The 21,856-nt window shown below is 61.9% G+C and carries 21 protein-coding genes and 1 tRNA gene; 17 read left to right on the top strand and 5 right to left on the bottom strand.

Features of this window, described 5'->3' with window-relative positions; all coding sequences use genetic code 11:
• Window positions 1–112: 112 nt before the first annotated feature.
• A complete protein-coding gene (locus tag KJP28_RS12215; RefSeq protein ID WP_218392886.1) occupies window positions 113–1,129 on the bottom strand; it encodes a hypothetical protein in 1,017 nt (338 codons plus the stop codon).
• 84 nt (window positions 1,130–1,213) lie between these two features.
• A tRNA-Leu gene (locus KJP28_RS12220) sits at window positions 1,214–1,300 on the bottom strand.
• A 140-nt stretch (window positions 1,301–1,440) separates the two neighbouring features.
• Between KJP28_RS12220 and KJP28_RS12225 the strand changes: the two genes are divergently transcribed.
• Window positions 1,441–2,421 (top strand): complex I NDUFA9 subunit family protein, encoded by a 981-nt coding sequence (locus tag KJP28_RS12225; RefSeq protein ID WP_218392887.1) that lies wholly within the window; start codon window positions 1,441–1,443, stop codon window positions 2,419–2,421.
• 50 nt (window positions 2,422–2,471) lie between these two features.
• Here the strand turns inward: KJP28_RS12225 and KJP28_RS12230 are convergent, their stop codons facing one another.
• Window positions 2,472–3,275 carry an undecaprenyl-diphosphate phosphatase gene (locus KJP28_RS12230; protein WP_218392888.1) on the bottom strand — a complete coding sequence of 268 codons (804 nt, stop codon included), beginning with the start codon at window positions 3,273–3,275 and terminating at the stop codon, window positions 2,472–2,474.
• Window positions 3,276–3,487: 212 nt separating this feature from the next.
• Between KJP28_RS12230 and KJP28_RS12235 the strand changes: the two genes are divergently transcribed.
• From KJP28_RS12235 to KJP28_RS12275, 9 genes are all read left to right on the top strand, one after another.
• Complete coding sequence (locus tag KJP28_RS12235) at window positions 3,488–4,924, top strand: NAD(P)-dependent oxidoreductase (RefSeq protein WP_218392889.1); 1,437 nt, start codon at window positions 3,488–3,490, stop codon at window positions 4,922–4,924.
• Window positions 4,925–4,996: 72 nt separating this feature from the next.
• On the top strand, window positions 4,997–5,701 hold the full coding sequence (locus KJP28_RS12240) for a hypothetical protein (protein ID WP_218392890.1): 705 nt from the start codon (window positions 4,997–4,999) through the stop codon (window positions 5,699–5,701).
• A 35-nt stretch (window positions 5,702–5,736) separates the two neighbouring features.
• On the top strand, window positions 5,737–10,275 hold the full coding sequence (gene gltB / locus KJP28_RS12245) for a glutamate synthase large subunit (protein ID WP_218392891.1): 4,539 nt from the start codon (window positions 5,737–5,739) through the stop codon (window positions 10,273–10,275).
• Window positions 10,276–10,465: 190 nt separating this feature from the next.
• Complete coding sequence (locus tag KJP28_RS12250; protein ID WP_218392892.1) at window positions 10,466–10,993, top strand: dihydrofolate reductase family protein; 528 nt, start codon at window positions 10,466–10,468, stop codon at window positions 10,991–10,993.
• A gap of 239 nt (window positions 10,994–11,232) precedes the next feature.
• Window positions 11,233–11,751 (top strand): DUF1269 domain-containing protein, encoded by a 519-nt coding sequence (locus tag KJP28_RS12255; protein ID WP_218392893.1) that lies wholly within the window; start codon window positions 11,233–11,235, stop codon window positions 11,749–11,751.
• Between the two features lie 32 nt (window positions 11,752–11,783).
• Window positions 11,784–12,512 (top strand): monofunctional biosynthetic peptidoglycan transglycosylase, encoded by a 729-nt coding sequence (gene mtgA, locus KJP28_RS12260; RefSeq protein ID WP_218392894.1) that lies wholly within the window; start codon window positions 11,784–11,786, stop codon window positions 12,510–12,512.
• Window positions 12,513–12,564: 52 nt separating this feature from the next.
• Window positions 12,565–13,230 (top strand): FtsZ-binding protein FzlA, encoded by a 666-nt coding sequence (gene fzlA, locus KJP28_RS12265; protein WP_218392895.1) that lies wholly within the window; start codon window positions 12,565–12,567, stop codon window positions 13,228–13,230.
• Window positions 13,231–13,254: 24 nt separating this feature from the next.
• A complete protein-coding gene (queG, locus tag KJP28_RS12270; protein WP_218392896.1) occupies window positions 13,255–14,289 on the top strand; it encodes a tRNA epoxyqueuosine(34) reductase QueG in 1,035 nt (344 codons plus the stop codon).
• A gap of 92 nt (window positions 14,290–14,381) precedes the next feature.
• Complete coding sequence (locus tag KJP28_RS12275; RefSeq protein WP_218392897.1) at window positions 14,382–15,425, top strand: cytochrome-c peroxidase; 1,044 nt, start codon at window positions 14,382–14,384, stop codon at window positions 15,423–15,425.
• 101 nt (window positions 15,426–15,526) lie between these two features.
• Here KJP28_RS12275 and KJP28_RS12280 read toward each other — a convergent pair whose 3' ends face one another.
• Window positions 15,527–15,958, bottom strand: a complete 432-nt coding sequence (locus KJP28_RS12280) for a hypothetical protein (RefSeq protein ID WP_218392898.1) — start codon at window positions 15,956–15,958, stop codon at window positions 15,527–15,529.
• Between the two features lie 134 nt (window positions 15,959–16,092).
• Here KJP28_RS12280 and KJP28_RS12285 point away from each other — a divergent pair, with 134 nt between their 5' ends.
• A complete protein-coding gene (locus tag KJP28_RS12285; RefSeq protein WP_218392899.1) occupies window positions 16,093–16,446 on the top strand; it encodes a DUF2200 domain-containing protein in 354 nt (117 codons plus the stop codon).
• 105 nt (window positions 16,447–16,551) lie between these two features.
• On the opposite strand, the gene KJP28_RS12290 is transcribed toward KJP28_RS12285, so the two are convergent.
• Window positions 16,552–17,418 carry a branched-chain amino acid aminotransferase gene (locus KJP28_RS12290; protein ID WP_218392900.1) on the bottom strand — a complete coding sequence of 289 codons (867 nt, stop codon included), beginning with the start codon at window positions 17,416–17,418 and terminating at the stop codon, window positions 16,552–16,554.
• Window positions 17,419–17,592: 174 nt separating this feature from the next.
• On the opposite strand from KJP28_RS12290, the gene KJP28_RS12295 reads away from it, so the two are divergent.
• From KJP28_RS12295 to petB, 6 genes are all read left to right on the top strand, one after another.
• Entirely contained in the window at window positions 17,593–18,084 is a 492-nt protein-coding gene (locus KJP28_RS12295) for a MarR family winged helix-turn-helix transcriptional regulator (protein ID WP_218392901.1), read from the top strand.
• The gene (locus KJP28_RS12300) at window positions 18,081–18,719 is read left to right on the top strand and encodes a winged helix-turn-helix domain-containing protein (RefSeq protein ID WP_218392902.1); all 639 of its coding nucleotides are present in this window, start codon (window positions 18,081–18,083) and stop codon (window positions 18,717–18,719) included. Before KJP28_RS12295 ends, KJP28_RS12300 begins: the two co-directional genes overlap by 4 nt.
• A 106-nt stretch (window positions 18,720–18,825) precedes the next feature.
• Complete coding sequence (locus KJP28_RS12305; protein WP_218392903.1) at window positions 18,826–19,107, top strand: hypothetical protein; 282 nt, start codon at window positions 18,826–18,828, stop codon at window positions 19,105–19,107.
• 4 nt (window positions 19,108–19,111) lie between these two features.
• Window positions 19,112–19,717, top strand: coding sequence for a glutathione S-transferase (locus KJP28_RS12310; RefSeq protein ID WP_218393447.1), 606 nt, complete (start codon window positions 19,112–19,114; stop codon window positions 19,715–19,717).
• A gap of 240 nt (window positions 19,718–19,957) precedes the next feature.
• The gene (gene petA, locus KJP28_RS12315; RefSeq protein WP_218392904.1) at window positions 19,958–20,521 is read left to right on the top strand and encodes a ubiquinol-cytochrome c reductase iron-sulfur subunit; all 564 of its coding nucleotides are present in this window, start codon (window positions 19,958–19,960) and stop codon (window positions 20,519–20,521) included.
• Window positions 20,522–20,532: 11 nt separating this feature from the next.
• Window positions 20,533–21,855, top strand: coding sequence for a cytochrome b (petB, locus tag KJP28_RS12320; protein ID WP_218392905.1), 1,323 nt, complete (start codon window positions 20,533–20,535; stop codon window positions 21,853–21,855).
• The last annotated feature ends 1 nt before the right edge of the window (window position 21,856 follow it).

Consider the following 21,856-nt stretch of genomic DNA (forward strand, 5'->3'; position numbering starts at 1 on the left):
CGGTCTTCGAACAACCTCAGACTACGAAGAAGCGCGATGGCCGCCAGCCCGGCCGCGCGCTGCGCTACGCCAAGGGCTTCGCGCGCGGCCTCTTACACCACCCCACGGGGCACTACCGAATGGTGCGCTCCCTGACAATCTGTTTCACGCCACGGATTTCGTTAGGTTCGATAGAAATCGCCAATCCCGCTTCAGTTTCTCTCACGTCCTTTGATTTCAATCCAAGAATTTCCGATGCGATAGCTCCGGTATGGTGAGATGTCGTCCAGACATCAAAATACAATGATCCAAAGTCCAGTTCTTCGTAGATCTTTTGGATGAGTGTGTCGGGCAAAGGACTGCGCGCATCAATGGATGTGACTTTGGGCGCTGGAATTTCCAGTTTTGAGAATGGGTTCTGCTTCCCCTCAATTTCAAACTCCTGAATCGCAAAATTGAAGACCGCTTTCAGGTCGTTGATCATCCGGCGAACCGTTCCCGGAGCGCGGCCTTGAATCAATCGATCTCGAACTTTCCTTGCATGGCTCTTGCGGACATTTTCGAGGGGTAGATCTACTTTGATGACGTCAAAGAGATGTGCCTTCACGCGACCAATGCGCTTCTCTTGCTTTTCTTGGAGGAAACTGTCCGGCTTCCTTTTTTCCTTCAAGTAAAGGTCAAAGGCCATGTTCACGGTGCAAGGTAGATCCACATTGCCCCAACCGCCCCTTAGTGCGTCGACATATGCGCGATCCCGATGCCCCATGAGTTCCCTTGGGTCCTCACTGGCATAAGGACGATACTTGACCTCAACACGGTCGGCTTCGGCGTCACGGGCTGTCTGTTCGTCATCGGTCTTTCCTGGCGAGTGCAGGTCCAGATTGTTTGCCTCGAAGATACTTGCGACCCAGGCTTCAATCTCGCTGGGGCTCTCAATGTCTGACTGACGCTCAGCCAGTTCTTTCAGCCGCTCAAACTCGCTGTGGATAGCTGAATAATTGGCTAATACTTCACGTTCGGTTCGACCGAGCGCTCTAGTGTACTCGTTCGCCCGCAGAACTCGTGCTAGTCGGCCTGACAACACTCGACGGTACTTAAAGCGTCCGTCTTTCAGTTCGCGTACATATCTCAACTGGAGGCGTTTAGACATTCGTTTTTGGACCCAATTTTGGACCCAATCCCGTCACCCCCAACAACAAATCTCTTGAAAATCAGGAGCTTAGCTGTTGTGTTTTGGTGCCCAGGAGAGGACTCGAACCTCCACGTCCATACAGACACCAGCACCTGAAGCTGGCGCGTCTACCAATTCCGCCACCTGGGCAGGTGTCGTGAGGCTGGCGTTTATCGCTTGGATTTCGGGGTGTCAACGGGATTCGCGTCCAATTCTCCGAACCGGCGTTTCGCCTTGTCCCACCGCGCGCACAGGGCTATGGAAGTGTGCGAAAAACTAAGGAGATCGGGATGTCGAAACTCGTCACCATTTACGGCGGATCCGGCTTCGTTGGACGCTACATCGCGCGTCGCATGGCCAAGGCGGGCTGGCGGGTCCGCATCGCGGTGCGTCGGCCGAATGAAGCGCTTTTCGTGAAGCCCTACGGCACAGTCGGCCAAGTCGCCCCGATCCTGTGCAACATCCGCGATGACGCGTCGGTCGCCTCGGCGATGAAGGGTGCGGACGCGGTGGTGAATTGCGTCGGCACGTTCGACAAGGGCGGCAAGAACAATTTCGACGCTGTACAGCACGTAGGCGCCGAGCGCGTAGCGCGGCTTGCCAAAGCCGAAGGCGTTTCCAACCTCGTCCATATCTCCGCCGTCGGAGCCGACGCGGATGGCCCGAGCCTTTACGCCAAATCCAAGGCACAGGGCGAAGCCGCGATCCTCGCGCATTTCCCCGATGCCGTGATCCTGCGCCCCTCGGTGATGTTCGGGCCGGGCGACGGGTTCTTCAACCGGTTCGCGGGCATGACCCGGTTTGGTCCGGTGCTTCCGATCGTCGGGGCGGATACAAGGTTCCAGCCGGTCTATGTCGATGACGTGGCCCATGCCGCCGAGATGGGCGCGAAGGGCGAAGCCGCCCCCGGCATCTATGAACTTGGCGGCCCGGACGTTTCGACCTTCCGCGAGTGGATGGAGGAAATGCTCGACGTGGTGCAGCGCCGCCGGCTGATCGTGAACATCCCGTTCTGGATCGCTCGCATCATGGGCTGGGGGTTCGACGTCGCCAACGCGATCACGGGCCGGCTCTTCGCGATGCCGATCTCGCAGGATCAGGTCGCGCAACTCGGCGTGGACAACGTGGTCAGCGACGACGCGAAGAGCTTCGCCGATCTCGGCATCACACCGACCGCGACCGAGATCATCCTGCCTGAATACCTCTGGCGGTTCCGCAAGGACGGGCAGTACGCCGACATCACGGCATCTGCCCGCAACCTGCGCACCTGACCCGGCTTTCCGGTCTTGAAATATCCCCGCCGGAGGCAATCTGGCGACGGTCAGGAATAGGCGATGATGAGCAGTATGACGCCCAGGATGACCCGGTAGATCACATAAGGCGTGAAACTGACCGAGCGGAGCAGCCGCATCATCAGGCTCAGGGCCAATAGCGCCGCGACAAAAGCCATTGCCGCCGCGATCGCGCCGTCGCGGAAGGCCGCCCAATCCGCGTCTCCCGCCGCTTCCAACCCGAGCAGCAGCCCGGAGGCGAGGATCGTCGGGATCGACATGAGCATCGCAAGCCGAGTTCCGTCTTCACGCTTGTAGCCCAGCGCCCGCGCGCCCGAGATGGTTGCGCCGGATCGTGACGTGCCGGGGATCAGTGCCACGGCCTGCCATAGCCCCATGATGATCGCGTCCCTGAGCGACCAGTCTGCGTCAGTCTTGGCTTCCGCGCCCTTCTGGTCAACCCAGTAGAGCACCAGCCCGAAGCCGAGCATGGTCCAGCCGATCACCGCGATGGATCGCATCCCTTCGTCGAGCCCCGTCACCTTCAGCACAAGGCCGAACAGGATGACCGGCACCGTCGCGACGGCCAGCAGGAAGGCGAGCTTCGCGCCCGGCGTGTCGATCCGCCCGGTCAACATACGCGGCACACCTAGGAGCCCCTCGCGCACATCCCGCCAGAAATACAGAATGACGGCCCCAAGGGTTCCCACATGCACGGCGACGTCGATAAACTGACCCTGATCCGACATCCCCGTGAGATTCGGCAAGAGAATCAGGTGGCCCGAAGAGGAAACCGGGAGGAATTCGGTAAGCCCCTGAATTATCGCGACGATGAGAAGATGGAACAGCGACATGGAGCGCGAAATCCTTCGAATGATGGCGACAAGCTAACCATCTGGAAAACAATGAAAAGCATAAATTTATGGCAAACATACTGACCATTTTTTGCTTAGGTATCTGAGTTTCCCGATGCAAAACTACAAAAAACACACATTTAGGTCAGCATATATGCCTTTTCTTTTCCGGAAACCCTGCTAGACAGGCGCCTCGAAGAACGGAGGACTCCATGGCCAAGCAACCGATGCTCAAATTCATCAGTGTCGAGCGCGATATGCCCGAAAAGCGCGAAGCAGGCGTGCGCCGCGAGGATTTCCATGAAATCTACGCCGAATACGCGTCGGCCAAGGCAGCGGAACAGGCGAGCCGGTGCAGCCAATGTGGCGTGCCCTATTGTCAGAGCCACTGCCCGTTGCACAACAATATCCCCGACTGGCTCCGCATGACTGCAACCGGGCGTCTCAAGGAAGCCTATGAGATCAGCCAGGCCACGAACACCTTCCCGGAAATCTGCGGCCGCATCTGCCCGCAGGACCGTCTGTGCGAAGGCAATTGCGTGATCGAGCAATCCGGCCACGGCACCGTCACCATCGGGGCCGTCGAGAAATACATCACCGACACGGCCTTCGAAGAAGGCTGGGTCGAAGAGATCGAACCGATCGCCGACCGCGCCGAAACCGTCGGCATCATCGGGGCCGGTCCCGGTGGCCTCGCCGCCGCCGACTGGCTCGCTCGCGCAGGCGTCAAGGTCACGATCTACGACCGCTACGACCGCGCAGGCGGTCTGCTGACCTACGGCATCCCCGGCTTCAAGCTCGAAAAAGACATCGTCATGCGCCGGAACGAACAGCTCGAGCGGGGCGGCGTGGAATTCGTGCTGAACTGCAATGTGGGTGAAGACATCACCTTTGCGGACCTGCGCGAAAAGCATGACGCGATCCTGATCGCCACCGGCGTCTACAAGACCCGCGACCTTCAGGGCCCCGGATCAGGCGCCGCAGGCATCGTCCGCGCCATCGACTACCTCACCGCCTCGAACAAGGCGTCCTTCGGAGACGATGTGCCCGAGCACGAGGACGGCTCGCTCTGGGCCGAAGGCAAGTCGGTCGTGGTCATCGGCGGTGGCGACACTGCGATGGACTGTGTGCGCACCGCGATCCGCCAAGGCGCGAAGAGCGTGAAATGTCTCTACCGCCGCGACCGCGCCAACATGCCCGGCTCGCAGCGCGAAGTCGCCAATGCCGAGGAAGAAGGCGTCGAATTCGTCTGGATGGCCGCGCCCAAGGGCTTCACCGGAGATCCGGTGGACGGCGTGATCGTGCAACGTATGCGTCTCGGTCAGCCTGACGCCTCTGGCCGCCGCTCCCCCGAACCGATCGAGGGCGAGGAATACACCGAAGAGGCCGACCTGGTCATCAAGGCGCTTGGGTTCGAGCCGGAAGACCTGCCGACCCTCTGGGGGCAGGACGAGCTTCCCGTGACCCGTTGGGGCACGGTCAAGGCCGATTTCCGCACCGGCGCGACCGATATGGATGGCGTCTATGCGGTGGGCGACATCGTGCGCGGTGCCTCCCTCGTCGTCTGGGCGATCAAGGACGGTCGCGAAGCGGCGCAGGCCATGCTCGAGCGTTTCGACATGGCGAGCGCCAGCGTCGCCGCCGAGTGAAACGCGCCTGAAACCGGGAAGGCCGCAAGAGACCTTCCCTAACCGACACCACGAACCCGAGGAGGGCCAATGATGCAAAAGCTGATCGCAATCGCCGCTGTCGCCGCCGCGCCGGCCTTCCCCGTGTTCGCCGCGGATTTCGAAGAGCCAGAAGGCTGCGAAACCTTTCTCACGGTGCAGTCGAAATCCTGCACCGTGTCCAACCTTTACCGCTGCGACGGCGACGAGAAGGGTGCGTTCTCGGAAGCCGTGTTCGGCGGGAACGGGCTCAACAGTCTCGTGTCCTACGACGCGCAGTATCAATGGCTCGACGCCCGCTACATGTGGGACCAGTCGCGCGAAGTCTTCAGCCCGCCCGCTGAGGACGCCATCGACATACAGACGTTGATCAGGGACGGGGTCGACACGTTCCGCTTCACACTGCACCGCACCGCACCCGGCGAAGACCGCGAAGTCACCGTCGTGGGGGCAGACGTCCTGACCGAGGAAACGCGGACGATCGACGGCGTGGAGCTCGCCGTCGTGAATACCGACCTGCAAATCCTCGCCGAGGACGGCACGGTGGAATACCACGCACGCGGCATCCAATACCTCAACATCCAGACCGGGCATTTCTTTCTCGGACAGGAAGAGGTGATCGACGCCGATGGAACCGCGACACCCTATGACAATTCGCCGGTGGATTTCATCCACGAGGGCGAAGCCGGATTTGCACAGACCGTCCCGCTCTACGAATGCGATGAATTCGAAGCCTCGCTGAAAGTCGACGCGGGATGAGCGACGACAGAACACCGTCTCACCAGGAGAACGCCATGACCAAGTATGATGAAAACTGGGTAGCTCAGGAAGAAGCCAAGCGCGCCTTCCTCGCCGAGAACGGCATGTATCGCGACGAATTCGAGCACGCCTCCTGCGGCGTGGGTCTCGTCGTGTCCATCGACGGCAAGAAAAGCCGCAAGGTCGTGGAAAGCGGGATCGAGGCGCTCAAGGCGATCTGGCACCGCGGCGCGGTCGATGCCGATGGCAAGACCGGTGATGGCGCGGGCATCCATGTGCAGATCCCCGTCGAGTTCTTCTATGACCAGGTGCGCCGCACAGGTCACGAGCCGCGCATGAACGAATTGATCGCGGTCGGCCAGGTGTTCCTGCCGCGCACCGATTTCGGCGCGCAGGAGACCTGCCGGACCATCGTCGAGACCGAAGTCCTGAAGATGGGCTACTACATCTATGGATGGCGCCACGTACCCGTGGACATTTCCTGCCTTGGCGAGAAGGCTAACGCCACCCGCCCCGAGATCGAACAGATCCTGATCTCCAACGCGAAGGGCGTGGACGAGGAAACCTTCGAACGCGAGCTCTACGTGATCCGTCGCCGGATCGAGAAAGCCGCCGCCGCTGCTGGCGTGGGGCAACTCTACCTCGCCTCGCTGTCCTGCCGCTCGATCATCTACAAGGGCATGATGCTCGCCGAGCAGGTTGCGGAATTCTATCCCGACCTGAAAGACGAGCGGTTCGAGAGCGCCTTCGCGATCTATCACCAGCGCTATTCCACCAATACGTTCCCGCAATGGTGGCTGGCACAGCCCTTCCGCATGTTGGCCCATAACGGCGAAATCAACACGCTCAAGGGCAACCTGAACTGGCTCAAGAGCCACGAGATCCGCATGGCAAGCTCGGCCTTTGGTGACCTCGCCGAAGACATCAAGCCGATCGTCGCGCATGGGTCGTCGGACTCTGCCGCGCTCGATAGCGTGTTCGAAGTGCTCGTGCGCGCCGGTCGCCCGGCCCCGATGGCCAAGACGATGCTGGTCCCGGAAAGCTGGTCGAAACAGTCCGAGGAACTGCCGAAAGCCTGGCGCGACATGTATTCCTACGCGAACTCCGTGATGGAGCCGTGGGACGGCCCCGCCGCGCTCGCCATGACCGATGGCCGTTGGGTCTGCGCCGGTCTGGACCGCAACGGTCTTCGCCCGATGCGCTATGTCGTCACGGGTGACGGGCTGGTGATCGCTGGCTCGGAAGCGGGCATGGTCCCGGTGGACGAGGCCACCTGCGTCGAGAAAGGCGCTCTGGGTCCGGGGCAGTTGCTCGCCGTGGACATGGACGAGGGCAAGCTGTACCACGACGTCGAAATCAAGGACAAACTCGCCGCCTCACAGCCGTTCGGCGAATGGGTCGGTCGCGTCACCGATATCGAAGAAGAACTGACCGCTGCCGAAGAAAAGGCGCTCTATTCCGGCACCGAGCTTCGAAAGCGGCAGGTCGCGGCGGGATACTCGCTCGAAGAGCTGGAAAGCATCCTCGCGCCGATGGCCGAGGACGGCAAGGAAACGCTCGCTTCCATGGGTGACGATACGCCCAGCGCGGTCCTGTCGAACGAGTACCGGCCGCTGAGCCACTTCTTCCGACAGAACTTCAGCCAGGTCACAAACCCGCCGATCGACAGCTTGCGCGAATTCCGGGTGATGAGCCTCAAGACCCGGTTCGGCAACCTGCGCAACGTACTCGACGAAACCGGGAGCCAGACCGAGATCCTCGTGCTGGAAAGCCCCTTCGTCGGCAACGCGCAATTCGACAAGCTGGTCGAGCAGTTCAACGCGCCGATGGTCGAGATCGACTGCACCTTCGCGGCAGGCGGGAACGACCAGACCCTGCGCGACGGCCTCGCCCGCATCCGTCAGGAAGCCGAAGACGCTGTGCGGTCCGGTGCCGGGCACATTGTCCTGACCGACATGCATCAGGGGGTCGAGCGCGTCGCGATGCCGATGATCCTTGCGACCTCGGCGGTGCACAGCTGGCTCACACGCAAAGGTCTTCGGACCTTCTCGTCGATCAACGTGCGTTCGGCCGAGGCCATCGACCCGCATTACTTCGCGGTTCTCATCGGCTGCGGCGCGACCGTCGTGAACGCGTATCTCGCCGAAGACAGCCTTGCCGACCGTATCGAACGCGGCCTGCTCGACGGCTCGCTCACCGAAGCCGTGCGCAACTACCGCGAAGCGGTCGATCAGGGTCTGCTCAAGATCATGGCCAAGATGGGCATCTCGGTCATCTCGTCCTATCGCGGCGGGCTGAACTTCGAGGCCGTAGGTCTCAGCCGCGCCATGGTGAACGAATACTTCCCCGGCATGACCAGCCGGATCTCCGGCATCGGCGTGGGCGGCATCCAGAAAAAGATGGAAGCGATCCACGACAAGGGCTGGCGTCAGAGCAAGGACATCCTCCCCATCGGCGGTTTCTACAAAGCCCGCAAGGGTGGCGAGACCCACGCGTGGGGCGCACAGACCATGCACCTGATGCAATCCGCCTGTGACCGCGCGTCCTATGAGCTTTGGAAGCAATACTCGGCCCGGATGCAGGCGAACCCGCCGATCCACCTGCGCGACATGCTCGACATGAAGCCGCTGGGCGAACCCGTGGCGATCGAAGAGGTGGAAAGCATCACGTCGATCCGCAAACGCTTCGTGACCCCCGGCATGTCGCTCGGTGCCCTGTCGCCGGAAGCGCACAAGACGCTGAACGTCGCGATGAACCGCATCGGCGCGAAATCCGATTCCGGTGAGGGCGGCGAGGACCCGGCGCATTTCGTGCCGGAACCCAACGGCGACAACCCGTCGGCAAAGATCAAGCAGGTCGCCTCGGGCCGCTTCGGTGTGACCGCCGAATACCTGAACCAATGCGAAGAGCTGGAGATCAAGGTCGCGCAGGGTGCCAAGCCCGGCGAAGGCGGCCAGCTTCCGGGGATGAAGGTGACCGACCTCATCGCCCGCCTGCGCCACTCGACCAAGGGCGTCACGCTGATCTCGCCCCCGCCGCACCACGACATCTACTCGATCGAAGACCTCGCGCAGCTGATCTACGACCTCAAGCAGATCAACCCGCGCTGTAAGGTGACGGTCAAACTGGTGGCCTCCTCAGGCGTCGGCACGATTGCGGCCGGTGTCGCCAAGGCGAAGGCCGACGTGATCCTGATCTCGGGTCATAACGGCGGCACAGGCGCCTCGCCCGCCACGTCGATCAAGTTCGCGGGTCTGCCGTGGGAAATGGGTCTGACCGAAGCGCATCAGGTGCTCGCCATGAACAACCTGCGCTCACGCGTGACGCTGCGCACGGATGGCGGGCTCCGCACCGGTCGTGACATCGTCATGGCCGCAATGATGGGCGCGGAAGAGTTCGGGATCGGCACCGCCGCCCTGATCGCGATGGGCTGCATCATGGTGCGCCAATGCCAGTCGAACACCTGCCCGGTGGGCGTCTGTACGCAGGACGAAGCGCTGCGTGGCAAATTCACGGGCAATGCCGACAAGGTGGTAAACCTCATCACCTTCTACGCGCAGGAAGTCCGCGAAATCCTCGCCCGGATCGGCGCGCGCAGCTTGGACGAAGTGATCGGCCGCGCCGACCTTCTGTCGCAGGTCAGCCGTGGCTCCGCGCATCTGGACGACCTCGACCTCAACCCGCTGCTCATCAGCGTGGATGGCGTCGGGCAGGACACCTACAACCGTGACCGTGGCCGCAACGAAGTGCTCGACACACTCGACGCCGAGATCGTCAAGGACGCAGCCCGCTTCCTCAACGATGGCGAGAAGATGCAGCTTCAATACGCCGTGCAGAACACCGCGCGGACCATCGGCACGCGGACCTCGTCGCATATCGTGCGCAACTTCGGCATGAACAACGACCTTCAGCCCGATCACCTGACGATCAAGCTCAGCGGGTCCGCCGGTCAGTCGCTCGGGGCCTTCGCGGCACCGGGGTTGAAGATCGAAGTTGCGGGCGATGCCAACGACTACGTCGGCAAGGGGCTCTCGGGCGGTATGGTCGTGGTGCGCCCGACCATGGACAGCCCACTTGTGGCCGACCAGAACACGATCATCGGCAATACGGTGCTCTACGGTGCGACCGCAGGCTACCTGTTTGCCGCGGGACGCGCGGGCGAACGCTTCTGCGTGCGCAACTCCGGCGCGCATGTGGTGATTGAGGGCTGCGGCTCGAACGGCTGTGAATACATGACCGGCGGTGTCGCGGTGATACTCGGCTCGATCGGGGCCAACTTCGGCGCGGGAATGACCGGCGGGATGGCCTATCTCTACGATCCCGAGGCGAAGGCCGAGACCTATATGAACATGGAAACGCTGGTGACTTGCCCCGTGACCGTGAATCATTGGGAAAACGAGCTGAAAACCCTCGTCGAGATGCATGCCAAGGAAACCGGCAGCCGCAAGGCGCAGGAAATCCTGCGTCATTGGGAGACCGAGAAGGACAACTTCCTACAGGTCTGCCCAAAAGAGATGATACAGGCGCTGGACGCGCCGCTCAGCCTCGACAAGGGCGCGATCCCGGCGGAGTGATCCGCCCTACCAGACGACATGAGGGGCGGGCCGACGGTCCGCCCCTTTCACGTTTGGGTTTGCGCCGCAGGCGGGCCTGCGTCGCGGCGTCTTTTGGGGGACCATTCCCCCAAACCCCCTGCCCAAGGGGGCCGTTTGCCCCCTTGGAGAACCCCCAAAGGTATTTGTAGAACGGTGAAAGGGAGGCCGTATGATCGAAGGTCATGTCTTCATCGCGACAAGCATGGACGGGTTCATCGCACGCAAGGACGGTGCGCTCGACTGGCTCGACGTGCCCGGCGCCGACGAAGACCACGGCTATGACACGTTCATGGCCGATATGGATGGGTTGATCATGGGGCGCGGCACGTTCGAAACCGTTTTGGGTTTCGGCGACTGGCCATACGAAAAGCCCGTCGTGGTCATGTCACGCAGTCTCGAGACGGTTCCCTCGGCATTGGATGGCAAGGTCCGGCTCGTTTCGCAAAGCCCGCGGGAGGTTATGAACACGCTCGCCGACGAAGGTTGGCGGCGTGCTTACGTGGACGGTGGTGCGCTCATCACCTCGTTCCTCGAAGGCGGCCTGATCACGCGCATGACGATCACCCGGATCCCCGTCCTGATCGGCTCGGGTCTTCCATTGTTCGGCACATTGCCGAATGACATCGCGCTCCAACACGTGGCGACACGGAGCTTCGCCTCCGGGCTCGTGCAATCCACCTACCACGTTCTGCCCTGACACCGAAGGCGTGACATTCGCATCCGCCATGCTAGGCTCGGCCTGTCTTGGGGGAATTCAACATGTTTCATGTCGTCGCATCTTTTGCGAATTTCATTGCACGGGTCATGCTCGGCCTCGTCGTCGGTCTGTTCCTTGGCTCGATGCTCGCGGCGGGCCTTCCGGTCTATGCCGGAAATTGACCTTGGGGAACTGGACGGCGCGCATGCGCGTTGCCATCCCGTAACCCGGAGGTTCCCATGTCAGAGATCATCGTCGCCCGCTTCCCCGACCGCGCCCACGCCAATGCCGCGAAAAAGGACTTCGCGCGGATGGGGCGGGATTTCACCATCGAACCTGAAGATATCGAGGTCGTCGCCCGCACCGGCGCCACGGCACGCGTTTATCCGGAAGTGAACTTGACGCTCGCCCATATGGCAGGCGGTGCGATCTGGGGTGCCGTGATCGGTGCCGTGTTCCTGATGCCCGTTCTCGGTGCCGCGATCGGCTCCGCAGTGGGCTATGTCACGGGCCGTGCCAGCGACGTCGGCATCAGCCACGATTACCTGCGCAAGATCGGTGAAGCGATCAAACCGGGTCAGGCCGCCGTCGCGCTGCTTGCCCGCAAGGCCGACCCCGGCGCCATCGCCGAAACCATCGCCCGGCACGGCGGAGACGTCATGCGCAATTCGCTCGACGGGGCGCAGATCAAGACCTACGCCCCCCACGACCCGGAGAGCGAGAAGGCCGACATTCGCAATCAGCCCGACCTCGCTTGACCGGATGAGCCGCGCCGTGGTCTTTAGCAGACATGGCGCGACGGGCAGTCAAAAAGAAAAAATCACCGCGCCGCGTGGGCCCTGTCCGCGCTGCGCGGCTATTCGTGCGGCGATGGGCGCTTCGCGGCCTTCTGGCCTTCGTCGCGCTTATCTGCCTGATGGTCTCGCTCTACGCGGTCGTGAACCCACCCACGACGCTCTACATGGCGTCCGAATCCTCGCGGCTCGGCGGCGTCGCGCATGACTGGGTCGACATCGACGACATGGCCCCGGTCATGGCCCGCTCGGTCGTGGCGGCGGAGGATGCCAATTACTGCCTGCACTGGGGCTTCGACATGGATGCGATCCGGCAGGTGATCGAGGAAGGCGAGACGCGCGGGGCCTCCACCCTGAGCCAGCAGGTCGTGAAGAACGTCTATCTCTGGCCGGCGCGGTCCTGGCTGCGTAAGGCGCTGGAGGCGATCATTACGCCGGTGATGGAACTGGTCTGGACCAAACGCCGCATCGTCGAGGTCTATCTCAACGTGGCCGAATTCGACGAAGGCGTGTTCGGCGTCGGTGCTGCGACGGACCATTACTTCGGCAAATCCCCCGCCGATCTCACCGCGACCGAGGCTGCCCGACTCGCCGCAATTCTGCCCAGCCCCAAAACGCGCTCCGCCTCCCGCCCCGGGCAGTTCACCCAACGCCGCGCCGCGAGCATCGCGGACGGGGCGGAAACAATCCGCCGGGACGGACGCGCCGATTGCTTCGAGGATTGAACAGCCGCGGTTTTCAAGGCATGACAACGGAAAGCCAATTTCACGAGCAGCGATGATTACCCTCTACCATTCGCCCCTGTCCCCGTTCTGCCGAAAGCTGCGCCTCGTGCTGGCCGAAAAGCGGCTCGAGGTCGAGCTGGTGGAAGAGCGGTATTGGGAAAAGAACGTGGACTTTCTGCGCCGCAACCCGGCGGGCAAGGTTCCGGTCCTTCGCATCGACGGCAAGACACTGACCGAAAGCACCCCGATCTGCGAGTATCTCGAAGACCGCTACCCCGAACCGCCGTTGATGCCGAAAAGCACCGATGGACGTTACGAAGTGCGGCGGATGGTGTCGTGGTTCGACGACAAGTTCCACCACGAGGTCACAGCCAACCTGCTTTACGAACGGGTGAACAAGAAACTGACCGGCGCGGGTTATCCCGACAGCGGGCGGATCAAGGCAGGTGCCAAGGCGATCAAGTATCACCTCGACTACATGGGCTGGCTTCTCGATCAACGCCGTTGGCTTGCCGGTGACGCCATGACGCTTGCCGACTTTGCCGCCGCCGCGCATCTCTCCAGCCTCGACTACATCTCCGACGTCGATTGGAACCGCAACGAGAACGTGCGCGAATGGTATGCCAAGATCAAATCGCGGCCCGCCTTCCGCTCGCTTCTGGCCGACCAGGTGCCGAGCTTCCCGCCGCCGCAACATTACGCGGACTTGGATTTCTGATCCCCGCGTGGGACCAATAATCTCATGAGCCTTTACGACAGGATGAAAGCGCAGGCGCTGGCCGAGGGGTTTTCCGGCTTCGGCGTGACCCGGCCCGATGCGGTGCCCGAATTGGCCGAACGGCTTGCCCGGTTCGTTGCCGAGGGGCGGCATGGCGACATGGACTGGATGGCCGAGCGGATGCATTGGCGCGGCGACCCGGCGGCACTCTGGCCCGAGGCGCGCTCGCTCGTGATGCTGGCCGAAACCTACACGCCCGAGCACGATCCGATGGCGGTGCTGGATCAGCCCGACCGCGCCGCGATCAGCGTCTATGCCCAGAACCGCGATTACCATGACATCGTGAAGAAGCGGCTCAAACGGCTCGGACGCTGGCTGATCGACGAAGCTGGGGCCGACACCGAGATCAAGGTGTTCGTCGACACCGCGCCGGTCATGGAAAAACCGCTCGCACAGGCCGCGGGGCTGGGTTGGCAGGGCAAGCACACCAACCTCTTGTCGCGCGATCTTGGGAACTGGTTCTTTCTCGGCGCGATCTTCACCACGGTCGAATTGCCGCCTGATGCGCCGGGGCAAGAGAATTGCGGCTCCTGCACCGCCTGTCTCGACATCTGCCCGACGGGCGCCTTTCCGGCCCCGTTCCAACTCGATGCGCGGCGTTGCATTTCCTACCTTACAATCGAACACAAGGGACCCGTAGACGAAGACCTGCGCCCGCTTCTGGGCAACCGGATTTATGGCTGCGACGATTGTCTCGCGATCTGTCCCTGGAACAAATTTGCGGCCCAATCCCACGAAGCGCGATACAAAGCGCGCGACGATCTCGCGGCGCCGAAACTGGGCGATCTGGCACGACTCGACGATACCGGATTTCGGGAGAAGTTCTCTGGCTCTCCAATCAAGCGCATCGGCCGGGCGCGGTTCTTGCGCAATGTCTGCTATGCGATCGGAAACGCGGGCGATCCGACCCACCTGCCAGTGATCGAACCCCTAATCATAGACGAGAATCCCGTCCTCGTCGATGCGGCAAAATGGGCCAAGGCATTGATTTCTAAATAGCACTTTCGGGATACATGTTTTAGAATTGTTCTAAATCAAAGAATCTTTGCGCGAAACGTGATTTGTTGAGTCGACAGCTATGGAGGCTCATCATGAGACGTGTCATCACCACCCTATTGGCAACTTCACTCCTCGCCACGCCGGCCCTCGCGCAGGACGATTTGCGTGCCGAGGCCGCCGAATTGTTCAAACCCCTGCCGTCGACTATCCCGAGCGTGAACGAAAACCCGATCACGCCCGAGAAGATCGAATTGGGCAAGGCGCTCTATTTCGATCCGCGCCTTTCGGCATCCGGGGTTTTCTCGTGCTACTCATGCCATAACCTCGCCACCGGCGGTGACGACAACCTTGAAACCTCGATCGGCCACGGTTGGCAGAAAGGCCCGCGCAATGCGCCGACCGTGCTGAACTCGGTCCTGAACGAAGCGCAATTCTGGGACGGTCGCGCCGCCGACCTCGCGGAACAGGCGAAGGGGCCGGTTCAGGCGGGTGTGGAAATGGCGAACACGCCAGACAACGTGGTCGCCACGCTGTCGTCCATGCCTGACTACGTCACCATGTTCTCGGCCGCGTTCGAAGGCGACGATGCCGTCAGTTTCGACAATATGGCGAAGGCCATCGAAGCCTTCGAGGCGACACTCATCACCCCCGCGCCGTTCGACGCCTGGCTGAATGGCGACGATGCCGCGATGACGGACGATGCGAAGGCAGGCCTTGCGCTCTTCGTCGAGAAGGGATGCGTATCCTGTCACGAAGGCGTCAACGTCGGTGGCCACGGTTACTACCCGTTCGGCCTGATCGAGAAACCGGGTGCAGACGTCCTTCCCGAAGGCGACAAGGGCCGGTTTGCGGTCACGGAAACGGTGGACGACGAATACGTCTTCCGTGCAGCACCGCTGCGCAACGTCGGTGTGACGGCGCCCTACTTCCACTCCGGCAAGGTCTGGAACCTGACGACCGCTGTGCAGATCATGGCCGAAAGCCAGTTGGGAGAGGCGTTGAGCGACGAAGAGGCCGCGCAGATTGTCGCGTTCCTGGATGCGTTGACCGGCGAAGTGCCCGAGGTGACGGTCCCCCCGCTTCCTGCGGAGACCGACGCAACGCCACGTCCGAGCGCAGAAATCATGCCGGAATGACGTGAAGCCAGGCGCATGGAAACAAGGACGGGGTCGGCCATTCGGTCGGCCCCGCTTTTCGTTTGCGACATGCCGGAAACGCTTTCAAAGCAAGATCGTCTTCAGCCGGCAGGCACGTACATATGATATGCATCGACCGCAGCGCGCACGCCCTGGCTCGCGCGATGCACTGGGAACGGTCCGATACGGGAATACCCCACGACATAGGTCACTTGGGTCGTCTCGATTCCGGACGTGAAGAAAACGTAGACATCGACACCCTTCGCCCGAAACGCGTTGGTCAGTGATCGTTCGAATTGCCGCCGTGACATTCGCGCCGCCACAGGCCCGACCCATTCGACCTGTGCGACGATCTGGACGCCTTCCGAACGACCGCTTTGTCGGGCATGGGCCGCAAGGCTTTCCTCCGTCACTCCGAGCGGACGCCAATTCGGGTCTTTCGTGACGTGGTACACCGCAAGTGTCACTGCGGTCGGCAAAACGATCAGCGCGATCAGCCCAATGACATAGACAAGACTGAATCGGCTTTTCATTTCGGAACCCCGCGCTTTCGCGGTATCATCGCTCGAAATTCTTCTCAAAACCTGAAGACAAACGAATGGATTTGAGATGACCCGGGAATCCAGGACCACGCCGGGCGTCCAAAACCCGAACGAGGAAGGCGAGCATGAAAAAGCACCGTATCTACACGATGAGTTTCGGCGCGGTTTATCCGCATTACGTCACCAAAGCTGAGAAGAAAGGCCGAACGAAAGAAGATGTCGACCGCATCATCGAATGGCTCACAGGTTACGACACCGCCGCACTCGAGCGCGTGCTCGATGACGGAACGGACTTCGAAACGTTCTTTGCCGAAGCGCCGAAGATGAACCCGGCGCGTGACCAGATCAAAGGTGTGATCTGCGGCGTGCGGGTCGAAGAGATCGAAGAACCGTTGATGCGCGAAGTCCGGTATCTCGACAAACTGGTGGACGAATTGGCGCGCGGCAAGGCACTGGAAAAAGTCATCCGCTATACGTGAAATGGACGTTCGATGGTTCGCGCCGGGTGGCTAACAGCGGAGCGGACCTCGCAAAAATGAAAACCCCGCCCATTACGGGCGGGGTTTCGTCACGATTGGCGGGCCTCAGGCGCGGACATGCTGTTCGTAGGCTTCCGCGATCTCGCGGGTGAGCGCGCCGACCTCGAAGGTATAGTCGCCGATCTGGCCGACCGGCGTGACCTCTGCGGCCGACCCGGTAAGCCAGCACTGCTCGAAGCCTTCCATCTCTTCGGGCATGATGTGGCGCTCATGTACCTTGATGCCGCGCTCTTCGAGCATCCCGATCACGGTCTGGCGGGTCAGCCCGTTCAGGATCGCATCGGGCAGCGGCGTGTGCACTTCGCCGTCCTTGACGAAGAACACGTTGGCCCCGGTCGCCTCGGCCACGTAGCCGCGGTAATCGTAGAAAAGCGCATCCGAACAGCCTTTCGCCTCGGCCGCGTGTTTCGACATGGTGCAGATCATGTAAAGACCCGCAGCCTTTGCCGCCGTCGGGATTGTCTCGGGCGACGGGCGCTTCCACTTCGAGATATCGAGCTTCGCGCCCTTGAACTTGGCGTCGCCGTAATAGCTCCCCCATTCCCACGCCGCGATATAAAGCCGGACCGGGTTGCGGGAGGAGCTGACACCCATGTCCTCGCCCGCGCCCCGGAACGCCACCGCGCGCACATAGGCGTCGGAGAAACCGTTGGCCTTCAGCACTTCGTCCTTGGCCGCCGTGATCTGGTCCGCCGTCCACGGGATCGGCATGTCGAGCAGCTCTCCGGATTTCAGCAGCCGCTCGGAATGCTTTTGGGTCAGGAAAATCTTGCCGCCATAGGCGCGCTCGCCTTCGAACACCGACGAGGCGTAATGCAGCGCATGGGTCAGGACATGTACCTTCGCGTCACGCCAATCCACCAGCGTGCCATCGACCCAGATCTTGCCGTCGCGGTCATCATATCCAGCCATGTCTCTCTCCTTCGCGGGTTCACGAATTTCCATATGTTGCGCAAACTAGGTCCGAACCGGACCGAAAGTTGCGCCAAAGCGTCGATTCGGTAACATTCACCCCTTGGAAAGTCAACAAGGCTGACGTAAATTGCCCAAGGATGAAGCAATTTGTGAACGACAGAGAGGCCCCGAATGGATGACCGCCGCGAACCGTCGCTGCTGTTTCTGACCGACGAGCAGCTCAAGAAGGGCATCGAGGCGATGTATTTCGCCTATCGGGGCTTCACCGCCGACCCGGACCGCATTCTCGAGAAATACGGCTACGGACGCGCGCATCACCGTGCGCTTCACTTCATTCATCGCACGCCGGGCACGAACGTCAACAACCTGCTCGCGATCCTCAGCGTAACAAAGCAGTCACTGAACCGGGTTTTGCGCACGCTGATCGAAGACGGGCTGGTGGACAGTCGGGTCGGAACCCGCGACAAACGGGAGCGCAACATGTACCTGACCGAAAAGGGCCAGGCGCTCGAAGCGGAGCTTGCCGAGGCGCAGCGCGCCCGGATGCGCGCGGCTTACCGCGATGCAGGGCCCGAAGCGGTGCAAGGCTTCCGGCAAGTGCTCGAAGCGATGATGGACCCGGACATGAGACGCCATTTCAACACGCTGAAGGACCCGGATTGATGGAGGCACCTGCCCATCTCCTCCTGATCGACGGCGACGCCGACCGGCGCGATCTGTTCCGGACATATCTCAAACGACAGGGGTTTCTCGTCAGCGCGGCGCGGGATTCCGACCATGCAAGGCGACTTCTTGCCGGTCTGGAATTCGATCTCATCGTGATGGATGAGAGCGAGCCGGACGAGGAATTGTGCGACATCACGCAGGCCCCGGCCATTTGGCTCGTGTCGGGTCACTCATCGCGAACCGGCGAAACCATCGCTAAACCGTTTGAGCCTCAGATGCTGACGGACAGGATCAACCAGGTGCTGAACCGCCGCCCCCCGCCCGTCGTGGTGCGCCCCAAGGAATTGAACCTCGGCCCCCTGCGCTATGTGATTGAACAAGCCGTATTGTTCGACGGCGAGACCCGCCTGCGCCTTACGGCGACCGAGGTGAAACTAATGCGCGCGCTGGCCGAGCGTCCGGGTGCGCCGCTGACCCGGTCGGAACTGGCCGATGCGGTCGATGCGGACCCGGCGAGCCGTGCCGTGGATGTGCAGATCACCCGGCTCCGCCGCAAACTCGAGGCCGATCCCAAGATGCCGCGCTATCTGCAAACGGTGCGCGGCACCGGCTATATGCTCGCCCCCGACTGAACCGATTTCGGCGGCGCGCATCCCGTCCCCGAAAGCAGCGCGATACAAGAACAGTAGACAGGCGCGGCTTCCTCTCCTAAGCTTCAATGTGAAGGAGTGTAACATCATGCCTCTGCCTCTCGTTCCCGTCGCGATCGCGCTTGCCGCCTCCGGTTCCGCCGCCTTCGCCACGTATCGTTTCGTCCGCACCGTCGATCCGGGCCGTCGCGACCAGCGCGCCGAGGATGCGCTGGACGATACGCCCGAAGGCGTCACCCTGCGCCGCGCGCCGGATCAGACCAACGCCACCGCTCGCATCCGGCGCACTTTTCGTTTCGGCCCCGAAGGATCTGCGGTAGAGATCGACGCAACCGCAATCGGGCGGATCACGGTGAAAAGGGTCGACTGACATGATGCAACTTCTGGGCAACAACGCCTCGCCTTACGTGCGCAAGGTGCGCGTGGTGCTGGAGGAGACCGGCCAGACGGATGAAGTCGAACTGATCGAAGTCGCGACCTCGCCCATCGACAGCGCGCCCGAAGTCACCGCCGCCCATGCCACCAAGAAGATCCCCGCGCTCATTCGCCCGGACGGCTGCACGCTCTATGACAGCCGGGTCATCACCCGGTTTCTCGACGCGCGCGCCGGGGCAAAGCTCTACCGCGACAACCGGATTTGGGAAGTCCTGACCCTGGAAGCCACCGGCGATGCCATTCTCGATGCCGCTGTGCTCATGGTCTACGAGGGCCGCTGCCGCCCGGAGGACAAGCAGGATCACGGATGGGTCGAGGCGCAATGGGGCAAGGTGACGAACGCCCTCGAAGCACTTGAGGCCCGCTGGATGAGCCACCTCTCCGGCCCGCTCGATGCCGGGCAGATCGCCATTGGCTGCGCGCTGGGTTATCTCGACTTCCGGCACGGGGGCCGCGAATGGCGCAAAAGCCACGGCGCACTGGACGATTGGTATGCCGTATTCTCCGAGCGCGAGGCGATGAAGGCGACGGTGCCTGCCGGATAACCCAAGGGACGTTGCCGGGAATCGCTGCAACCCGACAAAAAGACTCGGCGTATCGCAACCGGCTCACATCGGGACACGAATCCACGAATTCAACCTTTCCCCTGTAAATTCTGACCCCTGTGCGCGTTTGTCCGCTGGACGGGTGCAATTTTCGCGGTTAAACACCGCCGCGATGGGCCGGAGGCTTCCCCGGCCCGGGACGTATTGGCCGCGCGCGCGGTCCAGAAAGGGAGAGCAATCGTGTCGCACACTGACGATCACGAAGGGACCCGCCGGGATTTCCTATATTACGCTACCGCCGGAGCCGGTGTTGTCGCCACGGGCGCAGCCGTCTGGCCGCTCATCAACCAGATGAACCCGTCCGCCGACGTGAAGGCCTTGAGCTCGATCCGCGTGGACATTTCGGGCATGGCCGAAGGCAGCCAGCTCACGGTTCAGTGGCTCGGCAAGCCGGTCTTCATCCGCTACCGCACGCAGGACGAGATCGACGCGGCGAATGCCGAAGATCCGTCGACCCTGCCCGACCCCGAAGCGCGCAACGAGAACATCGAAGCGGGCTCTCCCGCGACCGACCAGAACCGCACGCTCGACGAAGACGAGAAATGGCTCGTCATGATGGGCGTCTGCACCCATCTCGGCTGTGTGCCGCTGGGTGACGGGGCTGGTGACTACGGCGGGTGGTACTGCCCCTGCCATGGCTCGCATTACGACACGGCTGGCCGCATCCGCCGCGGGCCCGCGCCTGAGAACCTTCCGGTTCCGGTCGCAGCCTTCGTCGACGAATCCACAATTCAGCTGGGCTAACGGAGGACAATATGGCTGGTATCCCCCACGACCATTACGAGCCGAAGACCGGCTTCGAAAAATGGCTGCACGAACGTCTCCCGATCGTGTCGCTCGCATATGACACCCTGATGATCCCCACCCCCAAGAACCTGAACTGGTGGTGGATCTGGGGCATCGTTCTGGCCTTCTGCCTCGTGTTGCAGATCGTCACCGGCATCATTCTCGTGATGCACTACACCCCGAACACGGAAATGGCCTTCGCCTCGATCGAGCACATCATGCGCGATGTGAACGGCGGCTTCTTCCTGCGCTACATGCACGCCAACGGCGCGTCGCTGTTCTTCGTGGCGGTCTATATCCACATGTTCCGCGGTCTCTTCTACGGCTCCTACAAGGCGCCGCGCGAGATCACCTGGATCATCGGGATGCTGATCTACCTCGCCATGATGGCGACCGGCTTCCTGGGCTACGTTCTGCCCTGGGGTCAGATGTCGTTCTGGGGCGCCACGGTGATCACCGGCCTGTTCGGCGCGATCCCGTTCATCGGCGAAGGCATCCAGACCTGGCTCCTCGGCGGGCCGGCGGTCGGCAACGCCACGCTGAACCGCTTCTTCTCGCTGCACTACCTGCTGCCCTTCGTGATCGCCGCACTCGTCGCGATCCACATCTGGGCGTTCCACACCACGGGCAACAACAACCCGACCGGTGTCGAGGTGCGTCGCGGGTCCAAGGAAGAAGCCAAGAAAGACACGCTTCCCTTCTGGCCCTACTTCGTGATCAAGGATCTGTTCGCCCTCGCGATCGTTCTCCTGATCTTCTGGGCTGTCGTGGGCTTCATGCCGAACTACCTCGGCCACCCCGACAACTACATCGAAGCGAACCCGCTGGCGACACCCGCACATATCGTGCCGGAATGGTACTACCTGCCATTCTACGCGATCCTGCGTGCCTTCACCGCCGACGTCTGGGCCGTGCAACTCGTGAGCTGGATCACCGGCGGCATCATCGACGCCAAGTTCTTCGGCGTTCTGGCGATGTTCGGCGCGATCTTCGTGATGGCGCTGGCTCCGTGGCTCGACACCTCGTCGGTCCGCTCGGGTCAGTATCGTCCGGCCTTCAAGTGGTGGTTCCGTCTGCTCGTTATCGACTTCATCGTCCTGATGTGGGTCGGTGCGCGCGACACGAACTTCCCGCATGACTGGATTTCGCTGATCGGTGCGACCTACTGGTTCGCCTACTTCCTCGTGATCCTTCCGCTCCTTGGCGTGTTCGAAAAGCCCGAAACGCCGCCGGAAACCATCGAGGACGACTTCAAGGCCCATTACCCCGACGCTCCGTCGGCGGCCGAGTGAG

Source organism: Maritimibacter dapengensis, from assembly GCF_019218265.1.
GTDB lineage: Bacteria > Pseudomonadota > Alphaproteobacteria > Rhodobacterales > Rhodobacteraceae > Maritimibacter > Maritimibacter dapengensis.